At 70.4% G+C, this 19,863-nt stretch carries 18 protein-coding genes; 10 read left to right on the top strand and 8 right to left on the bottom strand.

What is annotated here, in order from left to right; translation table 11 throughout:
* The first annotated feature begins 161 nt into the window (after positions 1 to 161).
* The 4 genes from KME78_RS41305 (at position 162) to KME78_RS41290 (ending at position 3,322) form a co-directional block, all read left to right on the top strand.
* A complete protein-coding gene (locus tag KME78_RS41305) occupies positions 162 to 731 on the top strand; it encodes a TetR/AcrR family transcriptional regulator (RefSeq protein WP_219534965.1) in 570 nt (189 codons plus the stop codon).
* 192 nt (positions 732 to 923) lie between these two features.
* On the top strand, positions 924 to 1,880 hold the full coding sequence (locus KME78_RS41300) for a serine hydrolase domain-containing protein (RefSeq protein ID WP_219534964.1): 957 nt from the start codon (positions 924 to 926) through the stop codon (positions 1,878 to 1,880).
* A 58-nt stretch (positions 1,881 to 1,938) separates the two neighbouring features.
* Complete coding sequence (locus tag KME78_RS41295) at positions 1,939 to 2,775, top strand: alpha/beta fold hydrolase (protein WP_219534963.1); 837 nt, start codon at positions 1,939 to 1,941, stop codon at positions 2,773 to 2,775.
* Positions 2,768 to 3,322, top strand: coding sequence for a TetR/AcrR family transcriptional regulator (locus KME78_RS41290; RefSeq protein WP_219534962.1), 555 nt, complete (start codon positions 2,768 to 2,770; stop codon positions 3,320 to 3,322). The genes KME78_RS41295 and KME78_RS41290 overlap by 8 nt, the downstream gene beginning before the upstream one ends.
* Here KME78_RS41290 and KME78_RS41285 read toward each other — a convergent pair.
* Positions 3,319 to 4,278 carry a quinone oxidoreductase family protein gene (locus KME78_RS41285; RefSeq protein ID WP_219534961.1) on the bottom strand — a complete coding sequence of 320 codons (960 nt, stop codon included), beginning with the start codon at positions 4,276 to 4,278 and terminating at the stop codon, positions 3,319 to 3,321. The genes KME78_RS41290 and KME78_RS41285 overlap by 4 nt on opposite strands.
* Positions 4,279 to 4,359: 81 nt before the next feature.
* Here KME78_RS41285 and KME78_RS41280 point away from each other — a divergent pair, with 81 nt between their 5' ends.
* Entirely contained in the window at positions 4,360 to 4,983 is a 624-nt protein-coding gene (locus KME78_RS41280; RefSeq protein WP_246653049.1) for a TetR/AcrR family transcriptional regulator, read from the top strand.
* Here the strand turns inward: KME78_RS41280 and KME78_RS41275 are convergent.
* A complete protein-coding gene (locus KME78_RS41275) occupies positions 4,964 to 5,833 on the bottom strand; it encodes a LysR family transcriptional regulator (protein ID WP_219534959.1) in 870 nt (289 codons plus the stop codon). The genes KME78_RS41280 and KME78_RS41275 overlap by 20 nt on opposite strands.
* A gap of 70 nt (positions 5,834 to 5,903) precedes the next feature.
* Between KME78_RS41275 and dapA the strand changes: the two genes are divergently transcribed.
* On the top strand, positions 5,904 to 6,782 hold the full coding sequence (dapA, locus tag KME78_RS41270; protein ID WP_219534958.1) for a 4-hydroxy-tetrahydrodipicolinate synthase: 879 nt from the start codon (positions 5,904 to 5,906) through the stop codon (positions 6,780 to 6,782).
* Here dapA and KME78_RS41265 read toward each other — a convergent pair.
* Positions 6,744 to 7,889 (bottom strand): FAD-dependent monooxygenase, encoded by a 1,146-nt coding sequence (locus tag KME78_RS41265; RefSeq protein WP_219534957.1) that lies wholly within the window; start codon positions 7,887 to 7,889, stop codon positions 6,744 to 6,746. The genes dapA and KME78_RS41265 overlap by 39 nt on opposite strands.
* An 84-nt stretch (positions 7,890 to 7,973) precedes the next feature.
* Between KME78_RS41265 and KME78_RS41260 the strand changes: the two genes are divergently transcribed.
* Complete coding sequence (locus KME78_RS41260) at positions 7,974 to 8,417, top strand: MarR family winged helix-turn-helix transcriptional regulator (protein ID WP_246653048.1); 444 nt, start codon at positions 7,974 to 7,976, stop codon at positions 8,415 to 8,417.
* Between the two features lie 4 nt (positions 8,418 to 8,421).
* Here KME78_RS41260 and KME78_RS41255 read toward each other — a convergent pair whose 3' ends face one another.
* Genes KME78_RS41255 through KME78_RS41245 form a run of 3 tightly spaced genes read right to left on the bottom strand, consistent with a single transcriptional unit; the run spans position 8,422 to position 15,923 of the window.
* Positions 8,422 to 13,266: a DNA repair ATPase gene (locus KME78_RS41255; protein ID WP_219534955.1), complete on the bottom strand. Its 4,845-nt coding sequence runs from the start codon at positions 13,264 to 13,266 to the stop codon at positions 8,422 to 8,424.
* A gap of 6 nt (positions 13,267 to 13,272) precedes the next feature.
* Complete coding sequence (locus KME78_RS41250) at positions 13,273 to 15,369, bottom strand: flotillin family protein (protein ID WP_219534954.1); 2,097 nt, start codon at positions 15,367 to 15,369, stop codon at positions 13,273 to 13,275.
* The gene (locus KME78_RS41245; protein WP_219534953.1) at positions 15,369 to 15,923 is read right to left on the bottom strand and encodes a YqiJ family protein; all 555 of its coding nucleotides are present in this window, start codon (positions 15,921 to 15,923) and stop codon (positions 15,369 to 15,371) included. The genes KME78_RS41250 and KME78_RS41245 overlap by 1 nt, the downstream gene beginning before the upstream one ends.
* Before the next feature lie 133 nt (positions 15,924 to 16,056).
* Between KME78_RS41245 and KME78_RS41240 the strand changes: the two genes are divergently transcribed.
* Positions 16,057 to 16,980 (top strand): NADP-dependent oxidoreductase, encoded by a 924-nt coding sequence (locus tag KME78_RS41240; protein WP_308127329.1) that lies wholly within the window; start codon positions 16,057 to 16,059, stop codon positions 16,978 to 16,980.
* Positions 16,981 to 17,039: 59 nt separating this feature from the next.
* Here KME78_RS41240 and KME78_RS41235 read toward each other — a convergent pair whose 3' ends face one another.
* The gene (locus KME78_RS41235; RefSeq protein WP_372455051.1) at positions 17,040 to 17,954 is read right to left on the bottom strand and encodes an aminoglycoside phosphotransferase family protein; all 915 of its coding nucleotides are present in this window, start codon (positions 17,952 to 17,954) and stop codon (positions 17,040 to 17,042) included.
* A gap of 49 nt (positions 17,955 to 18,003) precedes the next feature.
* Here KME78_RS41235 and KME78_RS41230 point away from each other — a divergent pair, with 49 nt between their 5' ends.
* On the top strand, positions 18,004 to 18,255 hold the full coding sequence (locus tag KME78_RS41230; protein WP_219534951.1) for a hypothetical protein: 252 nt from the start codon (positions 18,004 to 18,006) through the stop codon (positions 18,253 to 18,255).
* Positions 18,256 to 18,257: 2 nt separating this feature from the next.
* Positions 18,258 to 18,680, top strand: a complete 423-nt coding sequence (locus KME78_RS41225) for a PIN domain-containing protein (RefSeq protein WP_219534950.1) — start codon at positions 18,258 to 18,260, stop codon at positions 18,678 to 18,680.
* Between the two features lie 25 nt (positions 18,681 to 18,705).
* Here KME78_RS41225 and KME78_RS41220 read toward each other — a convergent pair whose 3' ends face one another.
* Positions 18,706 to 19,722, bottom strand: a complete 1,017-nt coding sequence (locus tag KME78_RS41220; RefSeq protein WP_219534949.1) for an MBL fold metallo-hydrolase — start codon at positions 19,720 to 19,722, stop codon at positions 18,706 to 18,708.
* Positions 19,723 to 19,863: the final 141 nt, after the last annotated feature.

Raw genomic sequence — 19,863 nt, 5'->3', positions numbered from 1 at the left:
ATCCCCGCCCACGCGCACGGGAGGTAACAGCACCTTCGGCTCCATCATCCGCCTGAAGCCGTCCGCTCGCCGCACATGCGGGCGGACGGCTCGTCGGCCTTCAACCCGGCTATCCTGCTATCCGGTGCACTGCTCCGAATGCCAGCCTGGAGGCGAGCCGAATGGCGGACACGATGCGCGCGGACGGCCGCCGCAACTACGACCGGCTGCTCGACGAGGCCCGCGCCGCGTTCGCCGAGCACGGCACCGACGTCTCCCTGCGCGACGTCGCCCGCCGCGCGGGGGTCGGCATAGGCACGCTGTACCGCCATTTCCCCACCCGCGAAGCGCTCATCGAGGCCGCCATGCGGCACGGTCTCGACGCTCTCTGCGCGCGGGCCGACGAGCTCATCGACACCGAGCCGGCCAGTGAGGCGCTGGCCGCGTGGCTGCTCGCCTTCGCCACCGGCTCGACCCGATATCAGGGTCTGCCCGGGTCGATCCTCGACGCTCTCGGCGACGAGACCTCCGAGCTGTACCGCTCCTGCCACGCCATGCGCGCCGCCGCCGCCCGGCTGCTCCACCGGGCCCAGCAGGCCGGCCAGGTACGGTCCGACCTCGCGGTCGACGATCTGCTGGCCCTGGTGGTCGGGGTCGCCTGGGCGGGCCAGCACGCCCGCGACGGAGCGGACCTGACCGGCCGCCTGCTCGGCCTGATCAGAACCGGCATCGAGACCTCCGGCGGTCGGTGAGTCAGAACCGGCATCGAGACGCCCGGCGGTCAGTGAGAACGCCAGGCGGAAATTTCCGGACTATCCGCCGACCTACTACGCCACTTTCTGCGTTTGGATTCCTCTTGGAGATGGCCTGCCACCATGCGCGCGATTGACTCTCACACGGTGTCAGGTCGTAGACCGGGAAGTCCCAGCGAAGAGGAGATCGTCATGGCGTTTGCGGATCGGGTGGACAGTGTCCTGCGGGCGGGTGAAGCACCGAACCTGCACGGGCTCGTGGTCGTCGAGAACGGGCAGATCACTCTCGAACGCTACGGCGCGGGCGAGGACTTCAAGCTCAACGAGCCCCTCGGGCACGTCACGTTCGGGCCGGACACGCTGCACGACGTCCGGTCCGTCACCAAGAGCGTGGTCTCGCTCCTGTACGGCATCGCGCTGGCCGAGAAGCTGGTGGCGCCTCCGGAGGAGAGTCTGCTCGCTCAATTCCCGGAATATCCGGACCTGGCCGAGGACCCCCAGCGGGCCCGCCTCACCGTCGAGCATGCCCTGACGATGACGCTCGGGCTGGAGTGGGACGAGAGCGTGCCGTACACCAGCACCGCCAACAGCGAGATCGCGATGGAGTACGCGCCCGACCGCCACCGCTTCGTGCTGGAGCGGCCCGTCGTCGAGGAGCCGGGGCTGCGGCGGACGTACTGCGGTGGCGCGACGGCCTTGATCGGGCGGCTCGTCGCCAAGGGAAGTGGCCGGTCGCTGACCGAGTTCGCCAGGAGCGCGCTGTTCGAGCCGCTGGGCATCGGTGAGTTCGAGTGGGGGCGGGGCGGCGACGGAGTCGAGATGGCGGCGGCGGGGCTGCGGCTGACGCCGCGCGACCTGGCCGCCATCGGCACGCTCCTGCTCGACGGCGGGCGCGGGATCGTGCCGCGGAGCTGGATCGAGGAGCTGTGGCGGCCCCGCGTGCAGATCGACGACAGGTCCGCCTACAGCTACCACTGGTACGTCGGCACTGGTGAGCACCCCGGGCTCTCCGCGCACGGCAACGGCGGCCAGGTGCTCCACCTGGCCCCCGAGCGTGGGCTGGTCGTGGCCATGACCGCGGGCAACTACGACAACTTCGCACAGTCCACCTCCGCGACCGTGCTCGACGCGGTTCTCCAAGGGGCTTGACAGCTTTCGGCTAAAGCCATTAGCTTTCTGGCTATAGGGATTAGCCAAGGAGAGCGACATGACCGAGTTCCTGAAGCACGAGGGCGGACAGCTCGCGTACGACGTGACGGGTGAGGGCCCGCTGGTCGTGCTGGCGCACGGCATGGGCGACGGCCGGAAGGCGTACCGCTTCCTGGTCCCGAAGCTCGTGGCGGCCGGATGCCAGGTGGCGAGCCTGGACATCCGCGGCCACGGCGAGTCGAGCATCGGCTGGGACTCCTACACCCGCGTCGACGTGGCGGGTGACATCCTGGCGCTCATCCGCCACCTGGACGCGGGTCCCGCCGTCGTCGTGGGCCATTCGTTCTCCGGCGGGGCCGCCACCATCGCGGCGGCCCAGGATCCCCAGCTGGTCAGCGCCGTCGTCGAGGTCGGCCCGTTCACTCGGGCGCAGAAGATCGACCTGAAGGGCATGCGGATCGCCCGTCACCGCAAGGGCATGATGCGGCTCCTCGGCACCGCCATCCTCCGCAGCGTCGGGCTCTGGAAGAGCTACCTCGACGTCGCCTACCCCGGCACCAAGCCGGTCGACTACGCCGAGTACATCACCGCGCTCGAAGCCGACCTGCGCCGGCCGGGCCGGATGGCGGTCGTCAGCAAGATGGGTGGATCCGCGCCCACCGACGCCGGCGCCCTGCTCCCGGACCTCCAGGTTCCCGCCCTGGTCGTCATGGGCACGCTCGACCCCGACTGGGCGAGCCCCGAGGCCGAGGCCCAGGGCATCGTCGCGGCCATGCCGGAGGGGCGCGGCACGATCGCGATGATCGAGGGCGCCGGGCACTACCCGCACGCGCAGTTCCCCGACGAGGTCGCCGCGGCCGTGCTGTCCTTCCTCAAGGAGAAGGTCCGTGGCTAGGGCGGCGCTGTCCCCGGACGCGGTCGTCGCGCTCGCGGTCGCGCTCGTCGACGAGGAGGGCCCGGCCGCGCTGACCCTCTCGGCGGTGGCGGCACGGGCGGGCGTCGCGACCCCGTCCCTGTACAAGCATGTGCGCAACCTCGCCGAGCTGCGCAACCTGCTGTCCGTGCGGATACTGAACGAGATGGCGGAGCACGCGAACGCGGCCGTGCTCGGCCGGTCCGGCGACGAGGCGTTGCGGGCGCTGATGGAGGCATGGCGTTCGTACGTCACGATGCATCCCGGCCGCTACGCCATCGTGAACCAGACCCCGGACCCCGCCACGGCCGAGGCGGGGGCGCGCCTGGTCGATATCCTGCTCGCGGCCCTCAGGGCGTACGGGCTGGAGGGCTCGGACGCGATCCACGCGGCGCGCTCCCTGCGCGCGGCCGCCCACGGTTTCTCGGTGCTGGAGGCGGCAGGCGCGTTCGGGCTTCCCGAGAAGCTCGACGAAAGCTACGACCTGCTGATCCACATGATCATTTCAGGCCTCCACACCCCCCGCTAGGGGACCAGCACGATTCTGCCCAGCGCGGTGCGGCCTTCGAGCCTGCGATGGGCCTCGGCGGCCGACTCCAGCGGCAGCGTGGCCTCGATGTACGCCTGGCTGCGTCCGTCGGCCACCCTGGCCAGCATCTCCGGATAGTGGACGCCGAACGCCTCGGCTCCCCACGCGGGCCCGCCGCACCCGACGATGGTCACGCCGCGAGCCCACAGATCGGCGGCGCCCACCGCCGCGGGTTCGCCGCTCAGCGAGCCGTAGCAGAGCATGCGCCCGGAGCCGGGCGTGAGGTGATCGAGCACCTGCTTGGCCGACGCCCCGCCGATCGACTCGAAGACCACGTCCACGTCGGGCAATTCGCCGGGCCAGCCGGGCTCGCGGTGGTCGATGACCTCGTCGGCCCCCATCTGCCGGGCCCGCTCCCGCTTCGCCGGGGCGCCCGCGGTGGCGATCAGCCGTTCCGCGCCGAACTCCTTGGCGTGCCGCAGCAGGTACGTCCCGATGGAGCTCGCCCCGGCCTCCACCAGCACGGTCTCCCCACCCTTGAGCCCGGCCCGGTGCAGCAGCGCCAGCGCGATGGCGCCCGGCGCGGCGGCGGCGACGGCGTCGACCGGCGACACTCCCTCGGGCACCGGGGAGATCATCGCCGCGGGCACCGCCGCGTACTCGGCGTAGGAGCCGATCCCGCCCGTCACGCAGGCGATCGTGGTGCCCAGCAGGGCCTCGTCGACTCCCGCCCCGACCTCGGTCACCACGCCGGCCGCCTCGGCGCCGAACACCACGGGCAGCGGCACCGGCAGCGGGAACGGCAAGGTGCCCGCCCGCAACTGGGTCTCCGCGTAGCTGACCCCGATGGCCTGCGTACGGATGACCAGCTGCCCCTCTCCCGCCTTCGGCTCCGGCCAGTCCTCGGCCTTGAGCACCTTGGGACCGCCCAGTTCGTGGACAACGATGGCGCGCATGCGACACTCCTTCTAAGTGAACCGCTGGTCCAGTTAATATATGGACCGACGGTCAACTTGTCTATGGGGAACAATGATCTGATGGAACGGCGGGAGCGGGCCGACGCGGCACGCAACAGGCGGGCGATCCTGGAGGCCGCCGAGGCGCTGCTACGCGAGCATCCGCCGGGGGAGGTCTCCGTCGAGCGGGTCGCCGCCGTGGCAGGGGTGGGCAAGGGGACGGTGTTCCACCGGTTCGGCAGCCGGGTCGGGCTCATGCAGGAGCTCATGACGGAGCGGGCACGCGCCCTGGAGCAGGCCGTCGCGGACGGGCCGCCGCCGCTGGGGCCGGGCGCTCCTGCGGGGGACCGGCTGGTCGCCTTCCTCGACGCGGTGGTCGCGATGGCGGCCGGGAACGCGGGGTTGATGGCCGCGCACGAGCACGCGCGGCTGACCCAGAAGGCCGGGGGCGGGTCGCGGCTGGCCAACCCGATCTACGTGGCGTGGCACGGGCACGTCTCGGCGCTGATCGCCGAGGCGCGGCCGGATCTCGACGCCGAGCTGGCCGGGCACATCCTGCTCGGCACGCTGCACACGGAGCCGATCAGCGGCCTGCTGCTCGGCGGCGAGTCGGCCAGGGTCGCGGCCACCCTCGGCGACCTGGTCAAGGGCCTGCTCAGCGAGGGCGAGGGTCCGCCCAGTGAGCTCAGAGCGGGAGGTGGGTGATCGCGGTATGGAAGGCCGCGACAGCCGCCTTGATGGCGGGATGCCCGCCGTACCCCCTGCGGAAGGCGGCCAGGGTGCGGCGGCTGAGCGGCAGCCCGGTCAGCGTCACCCCGTGCGGCGGCGTGAGCGCGGCCAGGCGCGGCACGAGCGCCACGCCCTGACCGGCGGCGGCGAAGGCGAGCACGGTGTCGAAGTCGTCGATCTGATGACGGACCCGCGGCTCGAAACCGGCCGCCTGGCAGGCCCGGATCGCCATCGCGTGACACAGGGTGCCCGGCTTGCCGACGATCCAGGCGTCGTCGCGGGCGTCGGCGATCGTGGCCCGGTTGGTGAGGTACATCTGCTCCCCGAACAGCGCCTCCGTCTCCAGCGACGCGTCGGTGACCGGCGGCACGAAGTCGTACTCGTGCACGAGCGCCACGTCCACCTCACCCGCCCGCAGCGCGGCGGACACGTCGGCGGGGTCGATCTCGGAGACCATCGGCCGCAGTCCCGGATGCGCGCGGGACAGCTCGGCGAGCGCGGGCGGCAGCAGCACGCGCGCCGCCGTGGGGAACGCGCCGACCCGCAGCGGCCCCGACGGGCCGCTGCGCACCGCGGCGAGCGCCGCGGACGCCTTCTCCAACTGCTCGAGCACGTCCTGCGCGTGCTCGACGAGCAGGTGGCCGGCGGGCGTCAGCGTCACCGTACGGCCGGTGCGCCGCAGCAGCGCCACGCCCGCCTCCCGCTCCAGGGCGCTGAGCTGCTGGGAGATCGCCGACGGGGTGAAGCTGAGCGCCTCGGCGACGGCGGCGATGGTGCCGCGCTGGGCGAGTTCGCGCAGGAGGCGGAGCTTGCGAGGGTCGAGCATCAGACAAGCTTAAGCTCGACAGCAGAAATCCGCGCTGGACCTAACGTATCGTTCCGGGTCAGGCTGAAGCATGCTCACAGGACTTCATGTGCCACTGGTCACGCCGTTCACCGAGACGGGCGAGGTGGCCGTCGAGACGATCGACAAGCTCGCCCGCCACGTTCTCGACCAGGGCGCCGCCGGACTGGTCGCGCTGGGCACCACCGGAGAGGTCGCGGCGCTGACGCCCGCCGAGCGGGCCCGGGTGATCGAGGTCTGTGTCCGGGTCTGCGCGGAACGCGAGGTGCCGCTGACCGTCGGCATCTCCGGCAACGACACGCGCTCGACGGCCGTGGCGCTGAAGGAGTTGCCCGCGGGGGTCTCCGCCGCCCTGGTGACCGTGCCGTACTTCCTGCGGCCCTCGGAGCGAGGGGTCGTCGCGCACTTCGAGGCGCTGGCGGAGGAGACGCCGGTGCCGCTGGTGATCTATCACATTCCCTACCGGACCGGGCAGGCCGTGAGTGCGGCGACCCTGCGTCACCTGGGCGGGCATCCGATGATCGCCGGGGTGAAGTACGCGGCCGGCGGGATCGACCAGGACGCCGTGGATCTGCTCGGGGACCTGCCTGAGGGGTTCGAGGTGCTGGGCGGGGACGATCTGTTCATCTCGCCGCTGCTGGCGCTGGGCGCCGCGGGCGGCATCCTGGCCTCGGCGCATCTGGCCACCGACCGGTTCGCCGAGCTGGTCGCGGCGTGGCGCGCGGGTGACGTGGCCAGGGGCCGGGCACTGGGCCACCAGCTTGCCCGGCTGTCGGCCGCGCTGTTCGCCGAGCCGAACCCGACCGTCATCAAGGGGGTCCTGCACGCCCAGGGTCTCATCCCGACCCCGGACGTGCGCCTGCCGCTGCTCCCCGCGAGCCCGGAGGCCATTTCACAGGCTGACGTGGTGGCGGTACATCCAGGACAGTGACTCCTGGCTGGCCGTCTTCTTGAGGAAGAACGGCATCATCAGGTCGCGGAACACCCGGCCGACGGGTCCCGCGGCCTTGCTGTTGCTGATCGTCCGCGAGTAGGCCACGACCCGCTCGGCGCGCTCGCGCCGCTCGGCCTCGAACCGCTCGAACGCCTCCCGGTGGTCCGCCGCGTCCCGCAGGCACCTGGCCAGCACGATCGCGTCCTCGATGGCCTGCGAGGCGCCCTGCCCCGCGCTCGGAGAGGTGGCGTGCGCGGCGTCGCCGGTGAGCACCACCCGCCCCTTGTGCCAGGTCCGCAGCGGCGGCAGGTCGTAGACCGGCAGCGCCAGGTCGATCTTGGAGCGGCTGATCAGCTCGGCGGAGAAGTTCACGTCGTCCTTGAACGCCTCGACCAGCAGTGGCTTCCAGTCCCGTGGAACGTCCCCGAGTTCGCGCGGCAGGTTGGCGAACCACCAGGTCTCTCCGGAGGCGGCCACGGTGTAGCCGAAGAACGCGCGTTTGCCGAACACCATGTTGTAGACCCCCGGCTCGCCGATGAAGTCACCCTCGCGGACGATCCCGCCAAAGCTGTACAGACCGCTGTAGCGGGCGGCGGGCGCGCCGGGGTCGAGCTGGGCGCGGGTACGCGAGTGCACGCCGTCGGCGGCGATCAGCACGTCGCCCGTCTCCTCCGTGCCATCCTCGAAACGGGCGGTCACCTGGTCGCCCGTGTCGTCGAAGGAGACCAGGCGCTTGCCGTACGAGATCTTGATATCGCGGGAGCGGGCCTCGTCGCGGACGATGCGGTAGAGGTCGGAGCGCAGGATCGTGTGGCTCACCGTGCCGTCGTCGAGGGGCAGGCCGTTGGCCACCTCGCCGAGGCGCTTGCCGGAGCCGCTCCACATGACCATGTGCGGGGTGGGGATGCCGGAGGCCATCACCCGGCGGTGCGCACCCAGCACCCGCAGGGCGTCCAAACCGTTTGAGGCGACGTTGAGGAAGGAGCCGACGCCTTCCGCCTTGTCCCGGTACGCCTCGAAGATCGCGGCGTCGATGCCGACTTCGCGCAGAGCCATCGCGGTTGCCGGGCCACCGATGCCGCAACCTATGATCAGAGCCTTCATGGTGATAACCTTTCGTTCGGTCGAACGAAATATATGCCGGGAAGGAGGGCCGTGTCCAGAGATATTTCGGAACACCGAAAGAATTTGCTCGAAGCCCTGTTTGTGGCCGGTCGGGACAACAGCAACGCCGCGGTGATGTTCCACACCGCCATCGGCGAGCGGCTGGGCGTGGGGATGACCGAGGAGAAGGCCCTTGACCTGCTACAACGGTTGGGCCCGCTGACCGCGGGAGAGCTCTCGAAGCACACCGGCCTGGCGCCCGCCTCGGTGAGCGGGCTCATCGATCGGCTGGAGGGCAAGTGGCTGGTGCGCCGCACCCGCGACCCCAAGGACCGGCGGCGGGTGATCGTCGAGGTCAATCACGAGCAACTGGCCGGAGGCGCCGAGATCTTCGCGCCGTTCGTGGCCGGGCTGACCGAGCTGTACTCCAGCTACTCCGACGAGCAGCTGGAGACGATCCTCGACTTCCTCGACCGGGCCACGGCCATCCAGCGGACCTGCACGGCGGAGCTGACCTCGTCGCAGTGACGCGTCAGTCCGCCGCGTTCTGCCTGATGGCCGTGCCGACCTCGCCCACCCGGTCCGCGAGCAGGCCGATGGCGCCCACGGCCCTGGTCATCGGGTCGTCCTCGGCGCCGCCGAGCGCTTCGGCGCGCAGGTAGGCCGTCTTGATCTCGCGCCAGCGGGCGGCCTGCTCGGGGGTGAGGCGGCCGCGGAGCTCGGCGAGCTTGAGCAGGTTGGCCTCCGCGTCGCTGGTCAGGGTCTGGGCCTCGCCGAGGTAGTGGTCGTCGATGACCGCTTCCAGCTCGGCGTCGTTCATGGCGGGCACGATCCGCTCGGCCAGCTTGTTCATGTTCCGGTACGAGCCCTGCAGGCGGAACGGCGGCTCGGTGCGGGCGGCGTCGGACTGCCCGGCCGAGGCGATGTAGGCCTGGTTGTTGGCCAGCACGACCTCCTGCACCCGCACCAGCTTCCGCAACACGCTGAGGATCTGGTCCAGCTCGGTCTTGGCGTACGGGTGCCGGAGCTGGTCAGGGCGGGCGGTCTGGTCGCCGCGGGCCAGGCGTACCAGCAGCTCGACATCGGACCGGTCACGGGAGGAGAGCGGCGCCAGCACCGGGTTGGAGGTGAGCGCGTTGTCGATGTAGCTCAGCGCGAACAGCTCCTCCTTGCCCGACAGCACGTCGCCGAGGTTCCACACGTCGGCGCGGTTGGCCAGCATGTCGGGGATGCGGAAGCGCCGGCCCGACTCGGTGTACGGGTTGCCCGCCATGCACACCGCGAACCGCTTGCCACGCAGGTCGTACGTGCGGGTCCGGCCGTTCCAGACGCCCTCGATGCGCCGCTGGGCGTCGCACAGCGAGATGAACTTCTGCAGCAGCTCGGGCGAGGTGTGCTGGATGTCGTCCAGGTACAGCAGCGTGTTGTTGCCGCTCTCCAGGGCGAAGGAGATCTTCTCCACCTCCTGCCTGGCCGTCGCGTCGGGCGCCTCCGCCGGGTCGAGCGAGGTGACGGCGTGGCCGAGCGCCGGGCCGTTCACCTTGACGAAGACCAGGCCGAGGCGGCTGGCGACGTACTCCATGAGCGTCGTCTTGCCGTAGCCGGGGGGCGAGATGAGCAGCAGCAGGCCCATCTGGTCGGTCCGCTTGTCCGCTCCGGCGGCGCCGAGCTGCTTGGCCAGGTTGTCGCCGATCAGCGGCAGGTACACCTCGTCGAGCAGCCTGTTGCGGACGAACGCGCTCATGACCTTGGGCCGGTACTCCTCCAGCCGCAGCCGGGTCCGCTCGGTGGCCACCAGCTCGGTGCGCCGCTTCTGGTAGGCGCGGTAGGCGGGGACGCGTTCGGTGCGGAAGCGGCGGGTCCTGGCCAGGGTCTCGTCCAGCCGCAGTTCCAGCTTGCGGTCGGCGATGCGCGGGTGGGTGCCGAGCAGACCTTCCACGGTGGCGGTGAGCGCGGCGCTGGAGTCGTGCCGGGGCAGGTCGCAGAGCTGTACGGCGATGGACTCGGGCACCTCGGGGCCCGTGCCGAAGGCGCCGATCCAGGCCCGGGCCAGTTCCAGCCGATCAGGCAGCGCCACGGCCTTGAGCTCCTCCTCGAACTCCCGTGACCTGGCCGGGCCGAGCGCCTGGTGGAAGCCTTGAAGGAGGGAGCGGGCCGCCGCGCTGGTCACGAAGCCGGCGGGTTGGCCGGCGAGCTCCTCGACGAGGTACTCCCCGGCCAGCGCGGCCGTCTCGCCGGGCCCCGGGTCGAAGGCGGCGATGTGCGCGCCCAGTTCCGTTGCGAGAGCGGCAAGCTCCGGAGTCGGGCCGAAGACCGCGCGGGCGCGCACCAGCGACACGGCCCGTGTGGCGAATGTTTTACGTGAAACCTCGTCCGGCCCGAACGCCCAGTACAGCTGCGCCGCCGCCCGAGCATCCGGTGGAAACCGCAGCAGCCCCGCTCCCTCCCGGAGCCGGAGCAGCGTGTCGAGGATGGCGGTCGCGTCGTGGTCGTGGACGCCGCGCTCGTACCCCTCGTCGTAGCGCTCTTCGGCCGTCTGCCGTACGAGGTCCTGGAGCGGCCCGCCCGGCACCGCCACGTCGAGCAGTGAGGCGGCCAGGTGCTCGGCGCGGTAGACCTCCGGCGTCTCGGAGGCGAGCAGTTGGTCCCAGAACGGCTGGGTGTCGGCGAACGAGGCGGGGGCGGGGGACCGGTAGTCGGTGCCGGTGATGGCGAAGTGCATGGCGCCGTCATGCGGCACCAGCGTGAGGTCGATGGGCTGGGTGTTGACCGCGAACCGGTGCCGGCCCAGGCGCAGCGTCTCGCCGCCGTCCGAGAACAGGTCGAGGCGGTCGCGCAGGGCCCGGCCCGCCTCCTGCTGCGCGGCCTTGACCCTGCCCTCCAGCTCCTCGGCCCGTACGGCGTCGCCGAGCCCGCGCAGCTCGACCGAGACCGAGCCGAGCTTGGCCACCATCGGGTCGGTGGCGAAGAAGGTGTTGACCTCGTCGAGCGAGCCCAGCGACGGCAACCGTCTGGTGACGCTGCCGAGGATGCGTTCGGCCGAGGCGAAGATCCGGTCGGCCCGGCGGGCGAGCTCGTCCAGCTGCGTCTGCTTGCGGGCCGAGAACGCCTCGTAGACGTCGTCCCGCTTGCCGGCGAGCCGGGCGGCGAAGTCGTCGAACTCGCCGAAGCGCGTCTCCAGCGCCTCCAGCCGCAGCATCAGCCTGCCGAGCTGCTCGTCGCACCGCTCCGGCGTGTCCGCCACGGCCAGCGCGCCGGTGATGGCCTGCCCGAGCAGCGCGAACTCGGCCGCGAACGCCGCCCGCCCCTCGGCCCCCAGCAGCTCGCGCCGGCGGCCTTCGAGCACGGCCCGCGCCCGGTTCACGCCGCCGAGCACCTCGGCGATGCGTTCCAGGATGGAGGTGCGTACGGTGGCGTCGGCGATCTCGAGCGAGCCCACGACCTCGGTGACGACCTCCAGCCCCTCCGACTGGGTGGCCAGGCGTTCCGTGACGGGCTCGGCCTCGGCCACCGTGGTGATCGCGGCGGCCTCGGCGGCCAGCCCGTCCACCGCCTGGTGGTAGCCGGTGAACGCGTCGGCCCCCTGGAGGAAGGCCACGGCCCGCTGTCCGACGGAGACCAGCTCCTCGGCCAGCGATCCGGTCAGCGTGTCGAGCCGGGCGAGGTCCAGGTAGCGGACCTCGCGCAGCGTCACCAGGCGGCCCTGGGCCCGGCGCAACGTGGCCAGCAGCGTCACCCAGGCGTCGGCGGTGGCGGGGGTGTCGCCGCGCGCCTGCCGTACGAGCCGGGTGGTCTCCTCCGCTGCCTCGGCGAGGGTGCGGGCGGCCTGTCGGGTGAGCGCCTCCACGTGCTCGTACTCGTCGAGCACCTGCTCGGCGGTGGATCGCACGTCGGCGAGCGGGCCGCGCAGGCCCTGCTCGCCGAGCCAGTGGTAGTGGTCGAAGGCCCGCGTGCAGGCGGCTATCAGCGCCTCGAACGTGGCGGCCGACGGCGCCATCTCGCCGATCATGCGGGCCACCGACAGGCAGTCGGAGATGCCGCGCACCAGCTCGGCGTTGCCGATGCGCTCCAGCGGCCCGGTGCCGGTGGGCTGGGCGGCGGCGTAGGTGTCGGAGACGTACGGCGTCTGCCAGACCTGCATGGGATGGACCCGCGTCGGCTCCTCGGAGGTGGCGCGGAAGACCACCATCGTGCCGTCGTCGAACAGGGAGTAGCCGTGGCAGACGATGGGGTTCGCCACCTCCTTCCTGATGACGTTGTACGGCAGGAGCAGGGAGCGGCCGTCGCCCCTGGCGTGGAAGACGTACAGGACGTCCTCGCCGTTGGGGGAGCGGACCACGCGGTCGAACTCCAGGTCCGTGACGTCCGTGTCGAACGTCTTGCTGACCCCGGTGGCCAGGTAGTAGCCGCCGGGGAAGATCAACCCCTGGTCCTCCGGGAGGCGCTGGCAGGCCTGGCCGATGCCGTCGAGCCTGGTCACGGCCTTGGTACGGATGTTGAAGACCAGGTGGCGCCAGTCGGTCTCCTTGTACGGGCGGATCCTGATCAGGATGAGCGGGCCGATGACGGCGTGCTCGACATCGGCGTCGGCGAGACTCTGGAGGGGTTCGGCGACGGGCTCGGCGTAGATGCCCTCGCCGGTCTCGGTGTTGTTCTCGATCTTGATGGTCAGGTCGCCGCCGACCGTCTCGACGAACACCTCGTCGCGGATGGAGATGTGCGGGTGACGGCCGAGCACGTGGTCGTCCCGGGTGGCCGGGGTCCACGCGAAGTCGTGCGAGGGCGGGAAGGCATGGTCCCGCTCCCCCCTGTTGTCCTGATATTTCGTGACACCTTGGGGGTCGACTGTCCATCTGAAGACCCGGGTGTCGGCCGAGCCGGTCTGGAAGACGGCCAGCAGCTTGCCCTCGACGCGTCTCAGATGGTGGAGCCTGGACTCCTTGTAGTAGCGGTACAGCTCGGCGAAGTCCTTCTGGAACGCCGGATCGTCGAGGGCCGCGAGCCGGTCGGGGTCGAACCTGAAGGCGTCGCCGTCCCTGGTGAAGCGGTGCACGGAGAAGACGTCGGCGACCGTGGTCTCGGGCTTCAGCCCGATGAACACGTTGTAGCCGAACAGCATGACGCCGCCCAGCGAGACGATGTCCCGGGGGACGCAGTTGTTGTCCGTGCGGATGCGCTCGGTGCCGAGCAGGCGGAGCTCGGTGCCGCCGAAGACGGTCAGGCGCTCGGCGTTGACCGCCTCGGTCGCTCTGGCCAGGGCCTTGGCCTGTGCTTCCAGCCGGGACTTGAGCACCTCGTAGGTCCCGGCCGCCAGGGTTGGAGCGGTCGCGCCGGGCTCCGCCGTACGGGAGCCCTGGCGCTGTGCGTCGTCGGTCACGCGCGATCAGACCTTCGCGGCGGTGAGCGCGGCCACCGGGGAGTCGGCCACGCCCAGGCGGCGGGCCGTCTCCAGGAGCTCGCCCAGCGGGGCCGAGTCGGGCCCGCCGTTCTGGATGAGCCGCATCAGCAGCGCCGACACGGTCAGGTTCTTCAGGTCCTCGGTGCTCACCCCGCCGACCAGCGCGCTGAGGTCACCCGCGAGACTGGCCGACCCGTTGAGGTACGGCGCGGCCAGCGAGCCCGCGACCTGCGAGTGCTCCACGAACCCGTCCACCACCTTGCCCGCGGTGATCGAACCCACCACCTTGTCGAAGAACATCGTGTCGCCGCCGACGATGTCGATGTTCGCCTTGGCCAGGCCGGCGGCCAGCACGCTGGCCTGCGACTCCGCCACCTGCCGGGTGACGTCGATCTGCTTGAGGCGTACCTCCGTGTCGGCCTCCAGCCGCAGGCGGTACTCCTCGTGCGCCCGGCTCGCGTCGTCGAGCGCGGCCATCGCGGCCGCCTTCTCGGTCAGACCCTCGGCCTCGGCCTTGAGCTTCTCGCCCACCGCCGTGGCGGTGGCCAGGGCCATCGCCTGCTCGCCCTCGGCCTGCGCCTTGAGCCGGTCGCCCTCGATCACGGCCATGGACCTGGCGCCTTCCGCCTCTGCCTTGAGCTTCTCGGCCAGCGCCACCGCCTCCGCGCGGCCGACCTTCTCGATCGCCTCCGCGTCGCGCTCCCTGACCTGGACCTGGGCCAGTCCGGCAGCCGCCGACTCGGCCTGTACGCCCTCGGCCAGCCTGATCTTGGCCCGGGTGTCCAGCTCGGCGGCCTGCTGCCTGGCCTCGGCGAGCGTCAGCTCCTCGCGGGCCTTGAACTTCGACGCCGCCTCCGCCGCCTCGGCCGCCTTGATGCCCTTGACCAGGTTCTCCTGCGCCTCGGCCTCGGCGGCGATGATCACGCTCTGGCGGGTGCGCTCGGCCTCCTCGACCACGCGCAGCCGCTTGATGCTCTCCTCCTGCTCGGCCACCGTCTTGTCGACGGCGATCCGCTCGCGTACGACCTCGGCGATCGACCGCTTCTCGGTCTCGACCTCTTTGTCCTTGGCGATCCGCGACAGCTCGGTCTCCCGCTCGCGGGCGATGACCTCCAGCATGCGGTCCTTCTCGATCCGCTCGGTCTCGATCGCGATCACCCGCTCGCGGTTCTTCTCCGCGACTGCGACCTCACGGGCCCGGTTCTCGTGCTGGACGCCGAGCTGCTCGTCGGTCTTGATGTTGGCGGACTGCGACTTGAGCCGCTCCTCGGCCGCCACCCGGGCGATCTCCGCCTCCTCGCGGGCCTTCATGGTCTCGATCTCCCGACGCTGCTTGATCTCGGCGTCGGCCTGCCGGCGCTCCAGCTCCAGGATCGCCTCGCGGGCGTCCACGTTCTGGCGGGTGATCTCCTTCTCTTCGCTGCGCTGGAACTCGTTGGTCCGTACGTGCTCGATCGCCGTCAGCTCGGTGATCTTGCGGATGCCCTGGGCGTCGAGGATGTTGCTCTTGTCCAGCGCGATCAGCGAGGTCTGCTCCAGGTAGTCGATGGCCGCGTCCTCCAGGCTGTAGCCGTTGAGGTCGGTGCCGATGAGCCGGACGATCTGGTCGCGGAACTCGTCACGCTTGGTGTACAGATCCACGAAGTCGAGCTGCTTGCCGGCGGTCTTGAGCGCCTCGGAGAACTTCGCGCTGAACAGCTCCTGCAACGTCGACTCGTCGCTGGCCCGTACGGTGCCGATGGCCTGGGCGACCTTGATGACGTCTTCGGCGGTCTTGTTGACGCGTACGAAGAAAGTGATCTTGATGTCGGCCCTGATGTTGTCCTGGCAGATCAGCCCCTCACGGCCGGTCCGCTCGATCTCGATGGTCTTCACCGAGATGTCCATGACCTCGGCCTTGTGAAAGACGGGGAGCACGGTGGCTCCGGTGAACGTCACGTCGACCTTGTTGACCTTCGAGATGATCAGTGCCTTGCCCTGCTCGACCTTCCGGAAAAGGCGGCTGATGGCGGCAAGCAGGCCGATCACGATGATCAGCACGACGGCGAGGAATATGCCGAATCCGGTGGAGATGACGTCCATCAGTGCTCGCTTTCGTAAGGCATGACCCAGAAGAATTCGCCGTTGGCGTCGTATTCGAAGATGAGCGCGTTGTCGCCGCGGGCGAGCCGGTCCTGGCCGGTCGTCCTGACCTGGACGACCGCTGAGGAGCCATCGGGCGCGGTGACTTCGGCCTGGCCGAAGTCGGCGCCCGCGTGGCCGGTCCGGATCACGCACATCTGGCCGACGAAGTCGCCGCGTGACGGGCGCCGCGCGTCGGGGAACAGCCGGCGCAGCGGGATGATCAGCCCCCGCATGCCCAACCAGGCGCCGAGCAGGGCAAGGATGGGTACGGCCAGCAGCGCGACCCCCTGCGCCAGCTGGCTGCCGATCAAGGTGAGCAGCCAGGCCAGTGCGATCAGCAGCGACAGCGCGATCCCGGCAGGCACTCCGCCCAGCCCCAGCCAGGGCGCTTCGCCGTCTTCGAAGTCGAAAAGGCCGGATATGACAATGAACCAGTAGCCGGCCACCACGACGAGAAGGAAGGTGAATACCACCGTCGGGAAGCTCAGCGCAACATGTAAGAACTCGGTCATCAGACCCTGGTTACCCCGTCCCCTGCTGTGCCCCCGTCGGACTATATACAGATAAAGCCGGACTAAAGCTGAAAGTTCCCGAAATGCGATCCGACTTGACCTCAAGTGCGGTTGGGGATGCAGGGTCGACTCCATGACCGACGGAAATTTCATGAAAGCAGCGGCGTTTGCCGACTTCGGAGGGCCTGAGGTGCTGCGCCTGATGTCCCGGCCCATGCCGGAGGCGGGGCCGGGACAGGTTCGGGTGCGGATCAAGGCTGCCGGGGTTCAGCCCTTCGACGCCGCGGTACGTGCCGGGTGGACGCCGCCCGGCTTGACGGATCCGTTGCCGCGGGTCCCCGGCAACGAGTTCGCGGGCGTGGTCGACCAGGTGGGGCCGGACGTGACCTTGGATGTGGGGGAGGAGGTGCTCGGATTCTCCCTACTGAACAGCTACGCCGAGTACATCGTGGTCCCCGCCACCGACGTGACGTCCAAGCCGCCGGGTGTCCCCTGGGAGGTGGCAGGTGCGCTGACCGCCGCGGTGCAGACCGCCGAGATCGCCCTCGACCAGCTGAACCTGGCAGCCGGCGACACACTCCTCATCCATGGCGCCGCCGGAGCGGTCGGCACGGCCGCCGTCCAGATCGCCGTTGCCAGGGGCGCCACCGTCATCGGGACCGCTCGCGAGGAGAACCACGCCTACCTGCGCGACCTCGGCGCGATCCCGGTCGTGTACGGGGAGGGTCTCGCCTCCCGGGTACGAGCGCTCGCACCGAACGGGGTGGACCTGGCCCTCGACGGAGCGGGTGGCGCCGCGCTGGACGTCTCGCTGGAGCTGGTTTCGGACCCTGGTCGCGTGCTCACGCTGGTCGAGCATGGCAAGGCGGCCGGGCTGGGGGTCATGACCACGCGGGGTGTCCGTACGGCTGAGCGTCTTGGCCGGTATGCCGAGCTTTATGCGAAGGGGGAGCTGAAGTTCCTGATCCGCCGGACGTACCGGCTGGAGGAGGCGGCGGACGCGCACCGCGAGATCGAGACCGGCCACGGCCGCGGCAAGCTCGCCCTGCTCATCTGACCGCTTGGCTGATCAGCCCTCGGTGCGCTGGGCCGCGCCTTCCTCCACGGCCTGTCGTCCTAGAGGCGTTGACGGACCGCCTCGGCCACGGCGAGCTGGATCTCGTGGAGCTCCCGCTCGCCGCGCGCCACGTCCCAGAGGGAGTTCTGCAGGACCCGGCCGAGCGTCCACCCCGCGGCCCGCTGCCGGTCCAGCCCGAGCCCGTCCACCATGAAGTCGAACCGCCGCAACACCGCCCGCCGCACGTCCCCCGTCGCCACGGCCTCCTCCCACCGGTTGTGCAGCGCGGGCAGCAGGTCGAACCCAGGGTCCCCGGCGAGCGGCTTGGGATCGATGGCCAGCCATGGCTCCCGTTCCCCGGCCAGGACGTTGTCGTAGTGCAGGTCCCAGTGCAGCAACCGATCGCCCGGCTCGCCCACGAGCTCGCGCACCGCCGCCGCGCAGACCCCTAACCAGTCCCGATCCCGCTCCCTGCGCAACCCCGCCACCGCATCGGGAACGCGGCCGAGCATGTCACCCGCGATGTCCCCCAACCGCCGCATCCCCTCGGGGGCGGGCGGCACCACCAGCCGCCGGAGCAACTCGGTGAGGATGCCGAGCGCCTTCATGACATCGGGTTCGGCCGACAACGAGCGCTCGGCGTCGAGCCGTTCGAGCAGCAGGGTGCCGGTGGCGGGGTCCTCGTCGAGCAGCAACACCGACCCGTCACCCGCCCAGGCCCGCAGCCCGGGCCCCTCGCCGATCGTCTCGTGGCTCACGGGCTGCAACTTGAGCGCCGCCCGCGTGCCATCGGCCCGCACCACGGGCAGCACCAGCGACACCATCCCGTGCGCGGCTCCGCCATCGAGCCGCAGCTCCCATCGCTCGAGATACCGCTCGGCCAACGCGGGCAACCCCGCCGACCAGGCCCGCCCGGCCTCTCCATCGTGCTTCACGTGAAACTCGGTCAAAGCGGCAGGCACCACGATCTCCACCCACCCAGTCTGCCGCAAGCGAAACGTATGCAGTGCTATCCTTAATCGTATGCAGACGAAGGACAAGCGGACCAGCTTCTCCCACACCGAGGACGTCGGCAGGCAACTCAAGCAGGCCGCCGCCGCCCACGGCGTCACCGTCTCCACCTACATAGACGAAGCCGTCGCCGAGAAGCTCGACCGAGATCGCAGAATGACCGCCTGGCGCGAGCTCGTCGGCTATAACCTCGACGACGCCCCCGCCGACACGCTCGCCCGCGTCCGCGCCATGTTCGACCGCATCGAGGAGAGCCACCAATAGCCGTGCGCTTCCTGGACACCGGCCTGGTCCTCGACCACGCCGCCCTCACCGACTGGCTCGGCAAAGACATCGAGATCGAAGTGATCATCGGCGAAGCGGTCCGCCGCGGTTACCCCATCGTCATCCCCACGGTCGTCGCCGCCGAGGCCGCCCGTCAGGTCCGCACCGAGCCCGCCCGCGAACGCCTGCAGGGCCTCCTGTACGTGATCGCCCACCACGTCGACACACTCGACCGAGATGACGCCGTCACCGCCGGCTCCCTGGCGGCGGAACACGACGTCGCCTCGCTGCCTGCCGCTCACGCCGCACTCGCCGCATCACGCCGCCGCACCGACGTGGGCAACGCCACCGACTGGCGCATCATCACCCGCGACGCCGACCCCTACCAGCGCCTCTGCCCGGACGTCCCGGTCAACTGGCCCTGACGCCGATCAGGCTGCCGGTCGTCTGTCAGCAGCAGACGTGGGTCGATCGTCCGGGTGAGGCGGCCCCGCCGGCTGAAGACGTGCCGGAGCTCGCCTCTTGGTCTTGGGCGATGCGGCCGCGCAGCATGGTCTCCATGACCTTCATGAAGCGCTGCGTCCTGGAACGGCCGATGACGAACGGATTCCCCGCTCCCGTGGACCCGGCGCGCAACTCCTCGATGCGCGCCAGGCCGTTGTCGACGCCCCCGTGATTGTTCAGCTCGACGTCCACGCCTGCCTGTCTCATCCTGGAGGCGAAGGCGAGCGCTGAGGAGAGAGTGGTGCGCTTGTCCGTGGTCGCGGCGGGCGGGGCGGTCCCGCCCCACAACATCGCGGTGTGCCGTAGCCCCTTCCAGCGCACCGGGAAGATCGACGAGACGGTGCCCGGCGTATGCCCTGGCGTGTGGTGGAACGTGACCGTGGTGCCGGCGAGGGTGAGCCGCTGCCCGTCGGAGATCTCCAGGTCTCGCTTGGGCGCGTTGGCCGGGCGTTCGGCGGCGATGAGGTTCCAGTCGGCTCGGCTCATCATGACTCGGGCGCCGTACTTGTCGGCGAGGAACTGGGCGCCGCCGAAATGATCACTGTGGCCGTGGGCGACCACCACGTACTTGATCTTCGCTGGATCCGCTCCCACAGAACGCAGCCCAGGAACGATGATCTTTTCGGCGTCGTCCGGTGATCCCAGCGCGTCGATGAGGATGACGCCACGGGCGGTGAGCAAGGCTGTGGCCTGGACGAAGCTGGTGCCCAGCACCGCGACGTTGTCGAAGATCCGCAGTGGCGAGAGGGGTTTCACGGGCGGCAGTGCGCCGCCCGGCGTGAGCGCTTTGACGAGGGCCCGCAGCACCGGGTCGTCACCGGCCAGCCTGGCCGCGCGGTCGTAGTAGTACCGCGCGCTCTTGGGGGCGGCCGCCGATGCTTCGGCCTCGCGTCCCGCCAGCGGCAGGAGGGCCGCGGCGGCCAGCAACGCACGGCGGGACGGGCTGGACTGCCCGAAGGACATGGGCGAACACCTGCTTTCACGGGCCGGAGGATCACGACCTCGATGGACGTCGATGCCCGCTTAGCAGACCAGAAACGATCTCCTTGCGTCCAATATTGATATATATAATCCACCGATTATGAAGTCGATATTTAAGCTGAT

Source organism: Nonomuraea guangzhouensis, from assembly GCF_019396345.1.
Taxonomy (GTDB): Bacteria; Actinomycetota; Actinomycetes; order Streptosporangiales; family Streptosporangiaceae; genus Nonomuraea; species Nonomuraea guangzhouensis.
This window is presented reverse-complemented; position numbering and strand designations above follow the sequence as displayed.